General features: G+C 48.3%; 17 protein-coding genes. 12 read left to right on the plus strand and 5 right to left on the minus strand.

The genetic code is table 11. The features are described from left to right. Positions 1-68: 68 nt before the first annotated feature. Entirely contained in the window at positions 69-1,820 is a 1,752-nt protein-coding gene (locus tag I4W93_RS18930) for a DUF885 domain-containing protein (RefSeq protein ID WP_205313228.1), read from the plus strand. A 66-nt stretch (positions 1,821-1,886) separates the two neighbouring features. Here the strand turns inward: I4W93_RS18930 and I4W93_RS18935 are convergent, their stop codons facing one another. Together I4W93_RS18935 and I4W93_RS18940 are read right to left on the minus strand one after the other, a co-directional pair. Then, complete coding sequence (locus I4W93_RS18935) at positions 1,887-2,123, minus strand: hypothetical protein (protein ID WP_224673568.1); 237 nt, start codon at positions 2,121-2,123, stop codon at positions 1,887-1,889. Positions 2,124-2,177: 54 nt separating this feature from the next. Further along, positions 2,178-2,636: an EVE domain-containing protein gene (locus tag I4W93_RS18940; RefSeq protein ID WP_205313226.1), complete on the minus strand. Its 459-nt coding sequence runs from the start codon at positions 2,634-2,636 to the stop codon at positions 2,178-2,180. 70 nt (positions 2,637-2,706) lie between these two features. Between I4W93_RS18940 and tesB the strand changes: the two genes are divergently transcribed. Next, positions 2,707-3,576 carry an acyl-CoA thioesterase II gene (gene tesB / locus I4W93_RS18945; protein ID WP_205313218.1) on the plus strand — a complete coding sequence of 290 codons (870 nt, stop codon included), beginning with the start codon at positions 2,707-2,709 and terminating at the stop codon, positions 3,574-3,576. Here the strand turns inward: tesB and plsB are convergent. Continuing rightward, the gene (gene plsB / locus I4W93_RS18950) at positions 3,573-6,050 is read right to left on the minus strand and encodes a glycerol-3-phosphate 1-O-acyltransferase PlsB (RefSeq protein ID WP_369408129.1); all 2,478 of its coding nucleotides are present in this window, start codon (positions 6,048-6,050) and stop codon (positions 3,573-3,575) included. The genes tesB and plsB overlap by 4 nt on opposite strands. Positions 6,051-6,153: 103 nt before the next feature. On the opposite strand from plsB, the gene lexA reads away from it, so the two are divergent. The 5 genes from lexA to I4W93_RS18975 all read left to right on the plus strand — a co-directional run bounded on the left by lexA (position 6,154) and on the right by I4W93_RS18975 (position 11,266). Then, positions 6,154-6,771 (plus strand): transcriptional repressor LexA, encoded by a 618-nt coding sequence (gene lexA, locus I4W93_RS18955; RefSeq protein WP_205313216.1) that lies wholly within the window; start codon positions 6,154-6,156, stop codon positions 6,769-6,771. Between the two features lie 306 nt (positions 6,772-7,077). After that, the gene (coxB, locus tag I4W93_RS18960) at positions 7,078-8,220 is read left to right on the plus strand and encodes a cytochrome c oxidase subunit II (RefSeq protein ID WP_368735636.1); all 1,143 of its coding nucleotides are present in this window, start codon (positions 7,078-7,080) and stop codon (positions 8,218-8,220) included. A 3-nt stretch (positions 8,221-8,223) separates the two neighbouring features. Further along, positions 8,224-9,813 carry a cytochrome c oxidase subunit I gene (gene ctaD, locus I4W93_RS18965; protein ID WP_205313214.1) on the plus strand — a complete coding sequence of 530 codons (1,590 nt, stop codon included), beginning with the start codon at positions 8,224-8,226 and terminating at the stop codon, positions 9,811-9,813. A gap of 9 nt (positions 9,814-9,822) precedes the next feature. Next, positions 9,823-10,383, plus strand: a complete 561-nt coding sequence (locus I4W93_RS18970) for a cytochrome c oxidase assembly protein (RefSeq protein WP_205313205.1) — start codon at positions 9,823-9,825, stop codon at positions 10,381-10,383. A 1-nt stretch (position 10,384) separates the two neighbouring features. Continuing rightward, complete coding sequence (locus tag I4W93_RS18975) at positions 10,385-11,266, plus strand: cytochrome c oxidase subunit 3 (protein WP_205313203.1); 882 nt, start codon at positions 10,385-10,387, stop codon at positions 11,264-11,266. 2 nt (positions 11,267-11,268) lie between these two features. On the opposite strand, the gene I4W93_RS18980 is transcribed toward I4W93_RS18975, so the two are convergent. Beyond that, on the minus strand, positions 11,269-11,478 hold the full coding sequence (locus I4W93_RS18980; RefSeq protein WP_205313200.1) for a DUF2909 domain-containing protein: 210 nt from the start codon (positions 11,476-11,478) through the stop codon (positions 11,269-11,271). A gap of 26 nt (positions 11,479-11,504) precedes the next feature. Between I4W93_RS18980 and I4W93_RS18985 the strand changes: the two genes are divergently transcribed. From I4W93_RS18985 to I4W93_RS19005, 5 genes are read left to right on the plus strand one after another with little or no spacing between them, the layout of a single operon-like run. Continuing rightward, positions 11,505-12,236 (plus strand): SURF1 family protein, encoded by a 732-nt coding sequence (locus I4W93_RS18985; protein WP_205313197.1) that lies wholly within the window; start codon positions 11,505-11,507, stop codon positions 12,234-12,236. After that, positions 12,229-12,744 carry a redox-active disulfide-containing membrane protein gene (locus tag I4W93_RS18990; protein WP_205313195.1) on the plus strand — a complete coding sequence of 172 codons (516 nt, stop codon included), beginning with the start codon at positions 12,229-12,231 and terminating at the stop codon, positions 12,742-12,744. The genes I4W93_RS18985 and I4W93_RS18990 overlap by 8 nt, the downstream gene beginning before the upstream one ends. Further along, positions 12,741-13,757 carry a COX15/CtaA family protein gene (locus I4W93_RS18995; RefSeq protein WP_205313193.1) on the plus strand — a complete coding sequence of 339 codons (1,017 nt, stop codon included), beginning with the start codon at positions 12,741-12,743 and terminating at the stop codon, positions 13,755-13,757. The genes I4W93_RS18990 and I4W93_RS18995 overlap by 4 nt, the downstream gene beginning before the upstream one ends. After that, positions 13,754-14,665: a heme o synthase gene (gene cyoE / locus I4W93_RS19000; RefSeq protein ID WP_205313189.1), complete on the plus strand. Its 912-nt coding sequence runs from the start codon at positions 13,754-13,756 to the stop codon at positions 14,663-14,665. The genes I4W93_RS18995 and cyoE overlap by 4 nt, the downstream gene beginning before the upstream one ends. Then, complete coding sequence (locus I4W93_RS19005; protein WP_205313184.1) at positions 14,655-15,296, plus strand: SCO family protein; 642 nt, start codon at positions 14,655-14,657, stop codon at positions 15,294-15,296. Before cyoE ends, I4W93_RS19005 begins: the two co-directional genes overlap by 11 nt. Here I4W93_RS19005 and I4W93_RS19010 read toward each other — a convergent pair. Then, positions 15,289-16,302, minus strand: coding sequence for a polysaccharide deacetylase family protein (locus I4W93_RS19010; protein ID WP_205313183.1), 1,014 nt, complete (start codon positions 16,300-16,302; stop codon positions 15,289-15,291). The two genes, I4W93_RS19005 and I4W93_RS19010, sit on opposite strands and share 8 nt — an antisense overlap. Positions 16,303-16,340: the final 38 nt, after the last annotated feature.

Genomic DNA, 16,340 nt, shown 5'->3' on the forward strand with positions numbered 1-16,340 from the left:
TTAGTTGGCTTTCTTCTGAGCGCAAAGCCGATACAATCTGAATATGTTTAATTTCCGGAATTACCAGTATGAAGTTGTCGACACAGGTTAAACGGCTGCTTGGCGGTGTTGTGTGTGTAATTGCTGTTACATCGTGCGCCGCATTGCAGCATGACGGCCAGTCATTTTCCCGCTTAGCTGAACAGTTGTGGCAAGCTGAGCAGCAATTGCAAAAAGCCCCTGCTGGAGAATTACCAGATATGTCGGCTGAGGCTCTGGCCAAACGACAACAACAACGACTGGATTGGCAGAAGAAGTTGCAGCAAGTGGATGTCGCCCAGCTCTCGGAGCAAGATCAGATTAATCATGCTATTTTGTCATACCGACTGGCTAATCATATTGATGAGTTCCACTATCAGGCCCATTTGATGCCGCTGACTGCCGAATCCGGCTTTCATACCAGTTTGGGGTTTATGCCGTCTAGCAGCAGTTTTAAGACCTTAGCGGATTATCAACAGTACTTAAGCAAGCTGTCGGCGATTCCGCGTTATATGCAACAACAAACTGACTGGATGAAATTGGGGCTGGCGACAGGCATGACGCAGCCCAAAGCGGTGCTAAAGGGTTTTGAGCAAAGCATTATTTCATACGTGGTGCAGGACCCTGCTCAAAGCGTATTTTATCAACCCTTTTTACAAAAACCGTCTTTTCTCGATGACACGCAGTGGCGTGCATTACGCACAGAAGCGCAGCAGTTGGTCACTGATGCCGTAAACCCGGCGTATCAAGCGTTTTATCAATTTATGCTCGATGAATATTTACCCGCAGCACGCGACACTATTGCTGCGAGCGCACTGCCAAATGGAGCCGCGTATTATCAAAACCGGTTGCAACATTACACCACGTTGCAGCTAACACCACAGCAGGTGCATCAAACCGGATTGGACGAGGTCAAGCGTATTCGGGCCGAAATGCAGCAGGTTATCGACCAGCTGGGTTTTCAGGGCAGTTTTGCTGAATTTATTCAGTTTCTGCGGTCTGACCCACAGTTCTATGCAAAAACACCTGATGAACTGCTGCGCTATGCCGCATTTTTGGCCAAACAAGCCGATGCTCAATTGCCAAAATTATTTAAATTGTTGCCGCGTACACCTTATGGCGTAGTGCCGGTGCCAGCTGAAATTGCACCTAAGTACACGACAGGCCGTTACTCTGGCTCGTCGCGAGATGATCAGGCCGGATTTTATTGGGTAAATACGTATGCGCTGGACCGGCGGCCGCTTTACGAAATGGAAGCCTTAACCTTGCACGAAGCCGTGCCCGGACATCACTTGCAGGTGGCGCTGGCAAGCGAACAAACAACGCTGCCGGATTATCGCCGCAGCTTTTATACTTCAGCCTTTGGTGAAGGTTGGGGGCTTTATGCAGAATATCTTGGGCTGGAGATGGGATTCTACCAAGACCCATACAGTAATTTCGGCCGCCTAACTTATGAAATGTGGCGCGCGGCAAGGTTAGTGGTCGATACCGGCATGCACAGTATGGGCTGGAGTCGGCAGCAAGCCATCGATTTTTTAGCTGCAAATACTGCGTTGTCGATGCATAACGTGACGACCGAGATTGATCGGTACATTAGTTGGCCGGCACAGGCGCTGTCTTACAAGTTAGGTGAAATTACCATCAGAAAATTAAGAACTGAAGCCGAGCAGAAGCTAGCTGAGCGTTTTGATGTGCGCGAGTTTCATGCGGTAGTGTTGGCTAATGGCAGTGTGCCATTGGCTGTGCTGGAGCAGCAAGTGAGCAAATATATTGCCAGCAAACAAAAGCAGCCTGGCAGCTAACAAAGTAACAGCCGGTAGCAATAGTGCGCCCGGCTGTTAGTTTACAAAGCAGAAAAAATGGCTGAGTTAGTAACTTGGTCTTAGTGTAACGCGGGGCTCGGTATCTATCTGCCCCTCAATATCTATTGCCGCTAATTTACTGCCCGCCGCAAGAATAGCCAGATTACCCTCTGTCATATGCCTTACAAACAGTAAGTCATAACCAAAGCGTTGTAATTCTGCAACCGAGAACTTTTGTGCCAGATTAAGATCTTCCCAGAAAAAATGTATATCCTTATCCATCTGGCGCCTTTCGTTTGTCATATCAGGCTCCAACCACCAGGGATAACAGGTTTCAGGTCACATCATATATGCCAACTAGCCGAGATGCAGTATGTCTTGCCACTGCGTGTCATTAACCGGCATAACAGAAAGTCTGCTGCCTTTTTGTACAACAGGCAGTGACCTCAGCTTAGCGGAGCTTTTCATTTTGTCCAGCGAAATAATCGCCGGCAGCTTGCGGGTAAATATCAGGTCCACAGCTACCCAGCGCGGCTTTTGTACAGAAGATTTCTCATCATAATAAGCGCTTAGCGGGTCAAATTGGCTCGGATCAGGGTAAGATTCGCGCACGACACGGGCAATTCCAGCTACTCCGATCAGTTTGCAGCTGGAATGATATATCAGTACCAGGTCATCTTTTTTAACCTCATCGCGCAGCATATTACGAGCTTGATAATTGCGCACACCCTCCCAAACTATTGCGCTGTTGGGGGCCTTGGCAAAATCGTCAATGCTGCATTCTGTCGGTTCGGTTTTAAATAACCAATGAGCCATCTTTGCTGATCTCCTTTGTTTACGGCAGAATATCACTATAGGTTAACTAAACGGAACTGAGAGGGCGTAAATGAGTCAGGTACTACAGAACTTACTGGCACTATTAAAGTTGGAAACGATAGAGCAAGGTTTGTATCGTGGTCAGAGCCAGGATTTAGGTTTTAAAGCAGTATTTGGGGGTCAGGTTATGGGCCAGGCGCTGTCGGCGGCGAAGGAAACCATTGCTGAAGATCGGAAAGTCCATTCGTTTCATTCCTATTTTCTACGTCCTGGCGACGCTGCCAGACCAATAGTTTACGAGGTGGAGAATATCCGTGATGGTAAAAGCTTTAGCACCCGCCGTGTTAGCGCTATTCAGTATGGTAAGCCTATATTTTATTTAACGGCGTCTTTTCAGGCTGAAGAAACAGGTTTCGAACACCAGGATGTAATGCCAGAAGTGCCAGAGCCGGAGCAGCTGGTATCCGATCTAGAATTTTATCAGCAACATGCAGCGTTAATCCCCGAGAGTCTGCGCAGTAAATTTATTTGCGAAAAGCCAATTGAAATGCGCCCGGTCGATTTTCAAAATCCGTTTAAAGCTCAGGTTAGCGCGGCAAAACGCTATGTTTGGTTTAAAGCCAATGGCGCCATGCCGGATGACTTGCGTGTACACAAATATTTGCTGGCCTATGCCTCAGATTTTAATTTTTTGCCAACGGCTTTGCAGCCACATGGCAAGTCATTTATGGCACCCAACATGCAGGTGGCAACTATTGACCACGCCATGTGGTTTCATCAGGACTTTCGCTTTGATGATTGGCTGCTGTACGCGGTGGACAGCCCCAGCGCGTCAGGTGGCCGGGGCTTGGTACGGGGCCAGTTTTACAGCCGTGATGGCAAGCTGGTGGCTTCTACTATTCAGGAGGGTGTGATCCGCTCTTACCCCACCAGCCGCTAAGGCGCGGCTGTCGGTAAAATACTGTGAATACTTTGCACCACTTCATTGCGCAGCAGCTGGCTGACTGTGTCATTTAGCTGGTGCAGCTGCGCAGTAGCACTGACACGACTATGCTCGTCAGTGTGGGTGTAGCCATTATCTTTTAAGGCATTGACCAGGGTAGCAAACAGCTGTTTATCATAGTACTCCGGAGCGGTAATGCCGTGCAGCTGCAACAAACGCTGCGCAAGTTCATGGCTTTGCTTCTCCAATGCGCCGCGGCTTTGCGGACCTTGGCTGGTAACCAGTTGTATAACCATGGCGTAACGCTGCAGTGTGTGTTCGGCATTATGTGCCAGTAAGCTGAGCATAAAGTAGCCTTTGCTATGCTGCACCGGAGCACGGTAGTTGTCACCGTGCTGCTCTGCCAGGCCGCTGGCAGTAAGTTGCTGCAGTATCGCTGCACAATAAGTTTCCACTGAACTGATCTGCAGAAACAACTCCTGTTGCAACAGCGGATACAGCTGCTGCACTATAGCGCTCAGTTGCGCCAAACTTAGATTGCGTTGATGCAAAATGGCGCTGGCTATAATGGCTGGCAGCATAAAGATATGCAAAATATTGTTGCGGTAGTAGCTCAGCAAAATGGCGTTATCGTCATTCAGGCTAATGAGTTGGCCAAAACTGTCGTTATGCTGCTGTATCTTCTGCAGGCTAAGCGCATGGTCGATAAGTTGTTCTGCACTGTCTTCTGGTTGTGTTATCTGCTGATGGTAAGGCACTGAGCGTTGTAGTTCTAGATAAAAACTGATTTGCTCTGACAGCTCTGCGCGGGTCAGGGTATGTTTATCTGTTGCCAGCAAACACAGCGCAATCAGGTTTATACTGTTTAACGCGGCGGCATGGTTAATGCGCTGCATCATCTGCTCTGCTAACTGTGCTACCACCGGGTTAAGCCATTGTGGCTTTTGCACTTCCATTGGATCAATATCTTGCTTCCAGTCAGGTACCTGCTGGTTTAAATAGTTGTTCAGTGTAACTGGCTCGCCAAAATTGACATAGCCATAGCCATAATCACGCAGATTGCGGATGGCTTTTATCACACCCCACACCGACTCCTTTTGTTTGCCAGAGCCTTTTAACTCGCGCAGGTAAGTGTTCACTTCCATTACATGTTCGTAGCCAAGATACACTGGCACTAAGGATACCGGGCGTTCAATACCACGCAGCATAGATTGCAAAGTCATCGCCAGCATGCCGGTTTTCGGCTGCAATAAACGGCCAGTGCGGCTGCGGCCTCCCTCGCTGTAGTATTTTATTGAATAGCCTTTACTGAACAGCTGGCACAGATATTCACGAAACACGGCAGAATAGAGCTTGTTACCGCTGAAACTACGGCGGATAAAAAAAGCACCTCCGCGGCGAAAAATAGGTCCGGCTGGCCAAAAATTCAGGTTAATACCGGCGGCAATATGCGGTGGTGCCAAGCCTTGTTGGTAAATAACGTAGCTCAAGAGTAAATAATCCATATGGCTGCGGTGGCAAGGCACATACACGATTTCATGGCCTTTCTGGGCTAAATCACGCAGCATATCGGCGTTGTGAACCTTAATGCCTTTATACAGTTTATGCCACAGCCAGCGTAGTATTCTGTCACCAACCCGCAGTGTTGACGCGCGGTAATCGGCGGCAATTTCCAACAGTAATTTACGTGCCTCCAGTCGGGCGGCTTTGACAGAAATGCGCTTACTCTTCGCTTCATCGTCAATGGCTTTTTTCAACGCCGGGGCTGCCAGCAGGGAGTTAAACAACTGTGCACGGTTGACCAACTTAGGCCCGGTAGCCGCCAGCCGCTGCCGGTAGAAGTGAAAACGTGACATACGCAGCAGTTTATGCGCTGTGGTTAATTCGGCGCCAAATTTTGCCGCCATTTTTTGCAGTGAGACTGGCTGGCTAAACCGCACTAAAGTATGGCGGCCAGAGATCAGCACAATAAGAATTTTAGCCAACCAGTTGGGTGCATGGGCCTCGCCCAGCAGCCATTTAATACTGTTTTCCTTACCCGGTGCCCGGCCCCAAAGCAAGGCTACTGGCATCAGTTGGGCATCTAAGTCTGCATCAGCAAGATGAGCTTGCAGCAATACCTGACCTTGTGCCAAAGCGCTGGTTTTGCCACGTTTGAATAGCAAAGTATGTGGCTTTTCCAGAAATAACGTGCGCGGATACTGAGCACCATTCAGGCTGACATCCGCGGCAGGGTCGGGTAGGCCTAGCTTGCTGCAGATACGACGGATAGCGGCAAAGTCTGCCGCTGACTCGGTTGCACAGACATATAGCAATGGCTTTTGTGGGTCTAGTGATAGCTCTGCTACGGGTTGCTCGGGTACAATTTTGTACTTAAGGAATGGCCACATTGGCCACTTCAATAAAGCTGAAAATAATTTTACCGGCCACAACATCGCTATCTCACTTTCGTTTGCAAAGTGGTATAGCATAACATGGCGCAGCAGTGTGGAAAATTGCGCGCTGCTACAGAAACTTGCATTTGTATTACGCCTGTATATACTCACAGTATTCACTGTACAGGTAACCAGCATTATGAGACCACTTACGCCTCGCCAGGCAGAAATTCTGCAACTGATCAAAGACTATCAACTAGACAGCGGTATGCCACCAACCCGCGCTGAAATAGCTCAACAGCTTGGGTTTAAATCAGCCAATGCTGCTGAAGAACATTTAAAAGCACTGGCAAAAAAAGGTGTAATTGAAATGATGCCCGGTACCTCACGTGGTATCAGGTTGGTTGATACCAGTGAGCCAGAGCAATTGGGGTTACCACTTATCGGTAAAGTAGCAGCAGGGCAGCCTATTTTGGCAACAGAACATGTGCAAGACTATTACCAGGTAGATGCTAATTTGTTTAAACCTCACGCTGATTTTTTACTGCGGGTACAAGGCATGAGCATGCAGGATATTGGTATTCTCGACGGTGACTTGCTGGCGGTGCATAAAACCAACCAGGCTCAGCCCGGCCAGGTTGTTGTCGCGCGGGTTGATGAAGATGTCACAGTTAAACGGTTTCAGCGAGATGGCAACACCGTACTACTGCAGAGTGAAAACAAAGATTTTAATGTAATTAAAGTAGACTTGCGAGCGCAGCATTTTGTTATTGAAGGTTTGGCTGTGGGCGTGATCCGCAACGGCAGCTGGTTATAATTTGTACTAAGCTCAATAGGTTAATTACTAAGGGGCGCTGGTATGACCACTAAGGTTTGCCGGCGCTTTTAGCATTTAGGGGTTTACACTGACCACGATTTGGATGATTCTTAGGCTGAAACTGATTAAATAATAACAATAGGGTCAGTTCCGGCGTCAGCGCTAGCCCTGCAGCCGATACTTACAATAACAATAATAAACTGATGAAACTTCATACATGGGTTCGGTGTGAGTGAGTAAGAACCGTGCGGTACTGTGTACTTAGTTTCTGCAGTTTGCTTTGCAAAATGACAGAGGAGAAGTCCAGTGACGAAAACGCGTAGTCTTCGTTGGTCGCTGCCAAGCCTGCTTTTAGCTGCAACAGCTAACGCAACGGATATGCCCCTTAATATGACCAAAGGGGTAACAGAGATAAGTCAGCAGGTTTACGATCTGCATATGACGATTTTCTGGATTTGTTGCGCTATTGGTGCAGTGGTGTTCGGGATCATGTTTTGGTCCATCGTTCGCCATCGTAAAGCGCGTGGTGTGCAACCAGCTCAATTCCATGAAAGTACTAAAGTAGAAATACTTTGGACCGCTATACCGGTAATTATTCTGATTATTATGGCTATTCCGGCCACCAAAACGCTAATTGCAATGGAAGACACTACAGAGGCCGATGTCACTGTGCTGGTTACCGGATCGCAGTGGAAATGGCACTACAAGTACCTCAATCATGATGTAGAGTTTTACTCGTTGCTGGCGACGCCAAGAGAGCAAATTATTAATAAATTTGCTAAAGGTGAAAATTACCTGCTCGAAGTTGACCGTCCACTGGTAATCCCTACTGGTAAAAAAGTGCGCTTCCTGATGACTTCTGATGATGTTATCCATTCCTGGTGGGTGCCGGCCTTTGCCGTGAAAAAAGACGCTAACCCCGGCTTTATTAACGAAGCCTGGACCAAAGTAGAGCAACCGGGCATATACCGTGGCCAATGCGCCGAGTTATGCGGCAAAGACCACGGCTATATGCCAATAGTGGTGGTTGCTAAAGCACCGGCCGATTACGATGCTTGGCTTAATGGTGAAGCAGAGCGTATTGCTAAAGCCAAAGCAGAAGAGCAAGAGTTACTGTCGATGAACATGTCGATGGAAGAGTTGATGAGCGTAGGCGAACGCACTTATACCGCATATTGTGCTGCATGCCATCAACCTAATGGCGAAGGCTTACCTGGTATATTCCCGGCGCTGAAAGGCAGTGCCATGGCACTGAATGATATACCTGGGCATATTAATATTGTGCTTAATGGTCAGGCCGGCACCGCAATGCAGGCTTACGCCAAACAACTTAGTTTAAAAGAAATTGCCGCCGTCATTACCTATGAGCGAAATGCCTGGGGTAACAATACTGGCGAACTGGTGCAGGCAGCTGATGTGCATGCAGTCATGCAAGGTAAAGGGGATTAACGGATGAGTGCAGCAGTGACAGATCATGAACATGATCACGAGCATCATGACCATAAACCCAGCGGAATAAAGCGCTGGTTCTACACCACCAACCATAAAGATATCGGTAGCATGTATCTGATATTTGCGCTGGTGATGTTCTTTATTGGCGGCGCCATGGCAATGGTGATCCGGGCTGAGTTGTTCCAGCCGGGTATGCAGTTTGTTGAACCTAACTTTTTCAATCAGATGACGACTGTACATGGTCTGATTATGGTGTTTGGTGCGGTTATGCCCGCCTTTACCGGCCTGGCTAACTGGATGATCCCGATGATGATTGGCGCGCCGGACATGGCGCTACCAAGGATGAACAACTGGAGCTTCTGGATTTTACCATTCGCTTTCTTAATCCTATTAATGTCGTTGTTTATGCCAGGCGGTGGCCCAAGCTTTGGTTGGACCTTCTATGCGCCGTTATCAACTACTTACAGTGGCGACAGTACAGCGTTGTTTGTGTTCTCCGTACACATAATGGGCATATCGTCGATAATGGGTGCCATTAACGTGATCGTGACCATTTTTAACTTGCGTGCCCCGGGCATGACCTGGATGAAAATGCCATTGTTTGTATGGACGTGGCTAATCACAGCGTTTTTGCTAATTATGGTAATGCCAGTGTTAGCCGGCGTAGTGACTATGGTATTAACCGATAAATATTTCGCTACCAGCTTCTTTGATGCTGCCGGTGGTGGTGACCCAGTGTTATTCCAACATATTTTCTGGTTCTTTGGTCATCCTGAAGTGTACATCATGATACTGCCAGCCTTTGGTATTGTGTCCAGCATTGTGCCTACATTCGCACGCAAACCACTGTTTGGTTATGCGTCTATGGTGTATGCAACCTCAAGTATCGCGCTATTGTCATTTTTGGTGTGGGCGCACCATATGTTTACCACGGGTATGCCGGTAGCAGGTGCGCTGTTCTTTATGTATTGCACCATGTTGATTGCAGTACCCACCGGGGTAAAAGTGTTTAACTGGGTGGCAACCATGTGGCGCGGTGCCATGACCTTTGAAGTGCCGATGATGTTCGCATTGGCATTTATCGTGCTATTTACCATTGGTGGTTTTTCTGGCTTGATGCTGGCAATAACCCCGGCAGACTTCCAGTATCACGATACCTACTTTGTGGTGGCACATTTCCATTATGTGCTGGTTACGGGTGCGGTGTTCTCGATTATTGCCGGTGCTTACTACTGGTTACCTAAGTGGACTGGCTTTATGTATGACGAAAAGCTGGGGCAATGGCATTTTTGGTGTTCATTAATTTCAGTAAACTTGTTATTTTTCCCCATGCACTTTGTTGGCTTGGCTGGTATGCCGCGGCGTATTCCTGATTATGCATTGCAATTTGCTGATTTCAATGCCTTTATCAGTATTGGTGGGTTCCTGTTTGGTGCCTCGCAGCTGATCTTTGTCTGGGTGTTGGTGAAATGCGCTCGTGGTGGTGAGAAAGCAACTGCCCAAGTATGGGAAGGTGCTGAAGGTTTGGAATGGGAAGTTCCGTCACCGGCGCCATACCATACCTTTGAAACGCCACCTGTGATTAAGTAGGAGCTGGCAATGGCACTGAAACATAAACCGTTAACCGTAAAATTAGCCGTCATTGCGCTGGCTATGTTCGGCTTTGGTTTTGCTTTGGTGCCACTTTACGATGTGTTTTGTGACCTGACCGGCTTAAATGGTAAAACGGCGGTAACTGCAGCAACCGCTGAAGCTGCACAGATTGATATCAGTCGAGAGGTGGTAATTGAGTTTATCGCCCGGCCCAATAAGCAGATGCCGTGGCTGTTTCAACCCGAAGTAACCCGCATGACAGTGCACCCGGGAGAGATTCATATCATGAACTACCTGGCTGAAAACCCGACCGACAAAATGATTGTTGGTCAGGCTGTGCCGTCCGTTTCGCCTGGTCAGGCTGCATTATACTTTCACAAAATAGAGTGTTTTTGCTTTACCCAGCAACAGCTGGCGGGCGGCAAAAACATGCTGATGCCGTTACAATTTTATGTGGACCCGGCACTGCCAAGCCAGTTCAGTACTATTACGCTGTCTTACACCTTGTATGATGTAACCAGCGCCTGGTCTGGCGACAGTGCAACGTCCTCCCAACTTGGGGAATAACATGAGTGATAAAGCTTACGAAAAGTACTATGTTCCCGCTCAGAGCCCGTGGCCGATTGTCGGCGCCGTGGCACTGTTTTTAATCGCCTTTGGCGCAGGCACCTTTGTCAATGAAGTAACGAAGCAACAACCGGGTTTTGGTGGTTATATGTTGGCCGCCGGTTTTGTGGTGTTGATTTTTATGCTGTTTGGCTGGTTTAAAAATGTCATAGATGAGTCGATGAGTGGCTTGTACAGCGCCCAGATGGATCGCTCTTTCCGTCAGGGCATGAGCTGGTTCATTGTATCGGAAGTGATGTTTTTTATGGCGTTCTTCGGAGCGCTGTTTTACGGTCGCGTGATTGCATTGGACTGGTTAAGTGGTGGCAGTAACAATGCCATGACATTTGAAATTCTATGGCCTAGTTTTGAAGCCATGTGGCCTTTACTGAAAACGCCGGGTGGTATAGAAACGCAAGCGATGCCTGCCACGGGATTGCCATTAATTAACACAGCAATTCTGATAATTTCGTCTATTACGCTGCATTTTGCGCATACTGGTTTAGAACAGAATAAGCGCGGCCAATTAAAGCTAATGCTGCTGGTTACGTTATTGCTGGGTGCTGTGTTCTTGTGCTTACAAGTGTATGAATATATTCATGCTTATCGTGACCTGGGCCTGACGTTGGCATCTGGCTTTTATGGTAACACCTTCTTTTTGCTCACCGGTTTTCACGGTATGCATGTAACTTTAGGTGCCATTATCCTGTTGTTTGTATTTTTCCGCGTTTTAAAAGGACATTTTACGCCAGAGAAGCACTTTGCGTTCCAAGCCGCGGCTTGGTACTGGCACTTTGTTGATGTCGTCTGGCTTTGTCTATATGTGTTTGTGTACGTAATTTAGTACTAGTAAGGCCTGGGGTTGGCGTCGATCAGCCCCAGAGCCTGTGCAACAAGAATAATTAGTAACACTATGGCGGAGTACATTACCCGTCGACCCAGATAACGTGACATTCTAACCTCTGGCTGAGGTTGTCTAACCATCACCAACCCGGCACGGGCAAGGTTAATAATAATAAAAAGTAGTAGTGCGATGATAATAAGTTTAATCAACATCGGTTATAGCCTCCGGAGTCTTGGTTATGCGCATTAAACTGGCGCAACAGATTTTCGCCTTCAATACGCTATGGCTCTGCCTCACTTTGACCGCTTTTGCTATTTTAATCAACTTGTCCTGGTGGCAGCTAAGCCGCGCCGGCGAAAAAACCGAACAACTGCAGCGCCTGGCGCAATTACAGGCCAATGGCGCTTTGCAACCGGCGCAGCTAAGCCTGTTGGCCGCGGAAGATATTGACGGTGCGCCATTACAAGGCGAGGCGCGCTGGCTGGCGCCTTACATTTGGCTACTCGACAATCAGATTGTTAGTGGCAAAGTGGGTTATGACGTTATTGTGGCTGTGCAAGCTACAGGCTTGGCCACACCGCTGCTGGTAAACCTGGGCTGGCTGGCCGGAACTAGCAGCCGTGATCTGCTGCCGCAGCCTGAGATAGCCGAACAATTTCAGCTCCAGGGCTTGCTGCGGGTTAACGTTGACGGCTTAATGTTACTGGGTCAAAACGCGGAAGATAATGGCCAATGGCCCATGCGGATACAACAAATAGATTATGCAGAGTTGTCGCGCCATAGCGGTTTAGCGCTGTTTCCGGCATTGTTGTATCAACAGCAAAACAGTAAATTTGAACCGCACTACCAACCAGTAGTTTTACCGCCAGAGAAGCATCGGGGGTATGCATTGCAATGGTTTTTGTTAGGCGTAGCGGTGCTCGGCGTGGCACTGGCAGCAAGCCACCAGGGGAGAGCCAAAGGTGAATAAGAAAAAATTTCTGCTGTTATTTGTTTTGTGCTGTGGCGTGCCGCTGCTTGCTGCGAAGATAGTGTTGGAAATGGGCTGGTTTAATGGCGGTGTCTCGAGCAAAGGGCTGTGGCAGACCAGCGAAGTGTTTCTGCTTCCTGCCAGTGCAGAAAAGGCACATTGGCGTTTAGCAGTAGCACCGGCTGCAGATAGCTGTGACAAGTTGTGTGAGCAGGGGCTATATACTGTAAAACAACTGTACTTGGGGTTAGGAAGAAAGCAGCAACATGTACAGCCGCTGCTGCTGGGTTCGTTTGCATTGCCAGCTGAGTATGCTGCATTTATCAGCCAAGATGCGACTCAGACGATACCACAGTCACTGCAAAATCATATTTTGTTAATAGATCAGCAAGGTCTGGTGCTGTTGAGTTATCCCATGCCAATGGTTGAAACCGACATGGCGGCAATAGCGAAAGCGATAAGACAAGATTTACTTAAACTTCTTAACTACGACCGGACCAGCGTATGAAACAGCAACAATGGCTGGCGACTATCGCCATTTTTCTGACTATGGGCGTAATTTTACTTGGTGCCTATACGCGTTTAACTGATGCAGGCTTAGGTTGCCCAGATTGGCCCGGCTGTTATGGTTTCCTGAAAGTACCAGTGCAGGACCATCATGTTGCAGCGGCGCAGCAAGCGTTCCCAGAGCGGCCTCTGGAGCCACATAAAGCCTGGAATGAGATGGTGCATCGTTATTTCGCAGGTAGCCTTGGGCTGCTTATCGCGACGATATTTTTTGTTGCCTTGTTTAACCGCCAAAGCCCTAAGCTGTTGCCCTGTGTATTGCTGGCACTGGTAGTATTTCAGGCGGCATTGGGCATGTGGACGGTGACACTAAACTTATTGCCGCTGGTTGTTATGGGACATTTGTTAGGCGGGTTTACCCTGCTTAGCTTGCTTGCTGTACATTGGTTGCGGTTGCATCCACAGTATAGGGTGCAAGAGCCAAAGTTATTGTCGTTAAAACCTTTCGCGGCATTGTCTATTATTGTGTTAGTTGCCCAAATCGCATTGGGGGGCTGGACTGCAGCAAACTATGCTGCGCTAGCCTGTATCGAATTGCCCGTGTGTGAGGCCGGTTGGCTGCAGCGGATGGATATCAATGAAGCCTTTGATTTACATCTCGGGCATGATGACTACGAATACGGCGTAATGTCAGCCGAGGCGCGTCAGACGGTGCATGTGTTTCATCGTTTTGGCGCTATTATTACCTTGCTGATACTCGCTACATTTTTACTGCAGTTATGGCGTCGGGCAACCAATTCGGTAATAAAGCGCCTGACGCTGGCTGCTGGCTCATTATTGCTGCTACAGTTTAGCCTGGGTGTACTTAATGTTGCACTGCACTTACCACTGGCCAATGCTGTGGCGCACAACTTTGTTGCCGCCAATTTATTGATGGTATTAGTGTTAATTTTCATGCAGTTGCGTGGCAGCAACGCAAAACACAGCAAGACAACCAGCAAGGAATCGCTATGACTAGCGCTGTAAAAACGAAAAGTGGTGTAGGCCGGCTACATGATTACCTGGAGCTGACCAAACCAAAAGTGGTGGCGTTGCTGGTGTTAACAGCCTGGGTTGGCATGATGCTGGCGGTGCCGGGTTTGCCTGATTTGTTCACGTTATTGGCTGCGACCTTGGGTATTGGTTTATTGTCAGCGGCTGCCGCAGCAATGAATCATGTAGTCGATCAGCGCATTGATGCCCAAATGGCGCGTACTTACAGCCGTCCGGTAGCAAAAGGGCGAATAAGCACGCCTCAGGCCACCAGCTTTGCGTTTGCTTTAGCAATAGTCGGATTCGTGCTGCTGTACACCACAGTAAATGCCATTACTGCCTGGTTGACACTCGCAAGCTTGTTCGGATATGCAGTGGTGTATACCATGTTTCTAAAGCGTGCCACGCCACAGAATATTGTTATAGGTGGCTTAGCAGGGGCGATGCCTCCACTATTGGGTTGGACTGCAGTAACCGGCGAGATCCACGGCCATGCGTTGTTGTTGGTGATGATCATTTTTGCCTGGACACCGCCGCACTTTTGGGCGCTGGCTATTCATCGGCGCGATGACTATGCCAAAGTGAATATGCCGATGCTACCGGTGACGCATGGTATAGAATTTACCAAAAGTGTGATTTGTCTGTATACCGTACTACTGTTTATTGTTTGTCTGATGCCTTATTTGGTTGGCATGAGCGGCGCCATCTATCTGGTAGGTAGTGCGCTGTTGAATCTGCGTTTTATGCAATATGCCTGGCGGCTGAAATTTAACCCTCACGCTGGCACGGCAATGGCGACCTTTAAGTTTTCTATTGTGCATCTGATGGTATTGTTTTTACTGTTGTTAGTGGACCATTATTTTAAGGTATCGCCGATTTATGTTCCGTAATTTTACTTATGTTTTGTTAGCGGCTGTGGCATTAGTTGCCGGCGTTATGTTGTATCAGTTGTCCAGCAGCAGTGCGGAACCCAAGTTGGCGTTAGTGTATCCACAGCCCAGGGCGCTAGCCGATTTTAATTTGACTGACCAGCACGGTGAGACGGTCAATCGTGAACGCTTGTATGGTAAGTGGACGCTGGCGTTTGTTGGCTACACATACTGTCCAGATATCTGTCCGCTAACCTTAGCCAAATTGGCAGGCTTGCAACCAGAACTGGCAAAGTTAGTTGAGCAGCCATTAAACGTCTGGTTCGTTTCCGTCGACCCTAAACGCGATACCATAGCGCAGCTAAACAGCTATGTGAGTTATTTTGAACAAGCTAATGTGCTCGGCATGACGGCAGGGCATGATCAATTGTTTCCGTTTGTACGGCAGTTGGGGTTGATGTATGCACTGAGTAGCACCACCGAGGAGGACTATTTAGTTGACCACAGTGCCTCTGTGGTGCTGATAAATCCACAAGGCCAGCTGGTAGCTATGTTTAAACCACCGATGCAACCGGGTGAGCTGCCAGTAATTGATGCCGAGCAACTATTGGCAGATTTTCCGCTGGTATTAGCTAAGCTAAATGCTAGTTAAGCCAGGGCTGTGAATACCAGTAAAAATAGCCGTTTTTACTCAGTGATGGCGCAGTGCAGTTATAGCGGCTGCGGCCTGGTTTAAGCGCTGTGCTGGCGCTAACACTGAAGGTATTGTCGTTAAGCCAGTACGGTTTCAAAACCTCACCGCCAGCAAAACATTGCAGTTGCTGGCGGTTAAAGTCTTGTACTTCAAGCGTAAGCGTAAGTGTTGGTGGGTTTTGCCCGAGCACCGGGTTAACGCCATGATAGTCAACGATATTAAATGCCAGCGTACGCAGCTTCTGCGTTAAATCTTTTAAGTTTGCATACTGACCTGCGGCTGGGAAGCGGGGGATCCGCGTTAATACGGTGTGCTTGCCAATGGCGCCCGATTGCTGACCAATACCGATAAAACCCAGCTCTCTGACCAGTTGTTCCAATTCGACGCTGTATTCACCATAAGGATACGCCAGCCATTGATGACGTTGTCCGGTTATCTGTTCGATCTTGTCTTCAGCTGCGAGAATACTTTGCTTGATCCGCTGCTGCCACTGTGCCTGGCTTTCACCCGGCTCAGGTGTAGCCATATGCTCATGCCACATAGCATGATTAGCTACCAGCACGCCGTCGTCTGACATCTGTTTGACTTGTTGCCAGTTTAATAAGGGGCCATCGCCTTTGTCGATACTGCCAGGGCTGATAAAAATGGTGTACGGATAACCGAATTCCTGCAATATCGGATGAGCCGTAGTGAAGTTATTTTCATAGCTGTCATCAAAGGTAATGACCACTGCATTGTCTGCTATGGCCTCATTTTGCTGCAGCTGACGTATCAATGTATCCAGCCGTACTACTTGCAGATTATTATCTTTAAAATATTGTAGGTGGCCGCGCAGCTCGTCTGCCGTAACGCTGCTAACACGCGGCGTGTTGCTGGCAACATGATGGTAAATAAGCATTACTGCGGCCTGGGCTGGCAGCAGAACACTGATTAACGCTGTGCAGAGGCACGACAGGATTTTCATAGGCGACCCCGCTTGTATCGTAAAACTAAGCTGTTTTA

It is taken from the genome of Rheinheimera maricola, assembly GCF_016918075.2.
Lineage (GTDB): Bacteria > Pseudomonadota > Gammaproteobacteria > Enterobacterales > Alteromonadaceae > Alishewanella > Alishewanella maricola_A.

Excerpts from the sequence above, each read along its gene's own strand:
- I4W93_RS18930 (WP_205313228.1), top strand. The coding sequence starts at position 69 with ATGAAGTTGTCGACACAGGTTAAACGGCTGCTTGGCGGTGTTGTGTGT.
- I4W93_RS18935 (WP_224673568.1), bottom strand. The coding sequence starts at position 2,123 with ATGACAAACGAAAGGCGCCAGATGGATAAGGATATACATTTTTTCTGG.
- I4W93_RS18940 (WP_205313226.1), bottom strand. The coding sequence starts at position 2,636 with ATGGCTCATTGGTTATTTAAAACCGAACCGACAGAATGCAGCATTGAC.
- tesB (WP_205313218.1), top strand. The coding sequence starts at position 2,707 with ATGAGTCAGGTACTACAGAACTTACTGGCACTATTAAAGTTGGAAACG.
- plsB (WP_369408129.1), bottom strand. The coding sequence starts at position 6,050 with ATGCTATACCACTTTGCAAACGAAAGTGAGATAGCGATGTTGTGGCCG.
- lexA (WP_205313216.1), top strand. The coding sequence starts at position 6,154 with ATGAGACCACTTACGCCTCGCCAGGCAGAAATTCTGCAACTGATCAAA.
- ctaD (WP_205313214.1), top strand. The coding sequence starts at position 8,224 with ATGAGTGCAGCAGTGACAGATCATGAACATGATCACGAGCATCATGAC.
- I4W93_RS18970 (WP_205313205.1), top strand. The coding sequence starts at position 9,823 with ATGGCACTGAAACATAAACCGTTAACCGTAAAATTAGCCGTCATTGCG.
- I4W93_RS18975 (WP_205313203.1), top strand. The coding sequence starts at position 10,385 with ATGAGTGATAAAGCTTACGAAAAGTACTATGTTCCCGCTCAGAGCCCG.
- I4W93_RS18980 (WP_205313200.1), bottom strand. The coding sequence starts at position 11,478 with ATGTTGATTAAACTTATTATCATCGCACTACTACTTTTTATTATTATT.
- I4W93_RS18985 (WP_205313197.1), top strand. The coding sequence starts at position 11,505 with ATGCGCATTAAACTGGCGCAACAGATTTTCGCCTTCAATACGCTATGG.
- I4W93_RS18995 (WP_205313193.1), top strand. The coding sequence starts at position 12,741 with ATGAAACAGCAACAATGGCTGGCGACTATCGCCATTTTTCTGACTATG.
- cyoE (WP_205313189.1), top strand. The coding sequence starts at position 13,754 with ATGACTAGCGCTGTAAAAACGAAAAGTGGTGTAGGCCGGCTACATGAT.
- I4W93_RS19005 (WP_205313184.1), top strand. The coding sequence starts at position 14,655 with ATGTTCCGTAATTTTACTTATGTTTTGTTAGCGGCTGTGGCATTAGTT.
- I4W93_RS19010 (WP_205313183.1), bottom strand. The coding sequence starts at position 16,302 with ATGAAAATCCTGTCGTGCCTCTGCACAGCGTTAATCAGTGTTCTGCTG.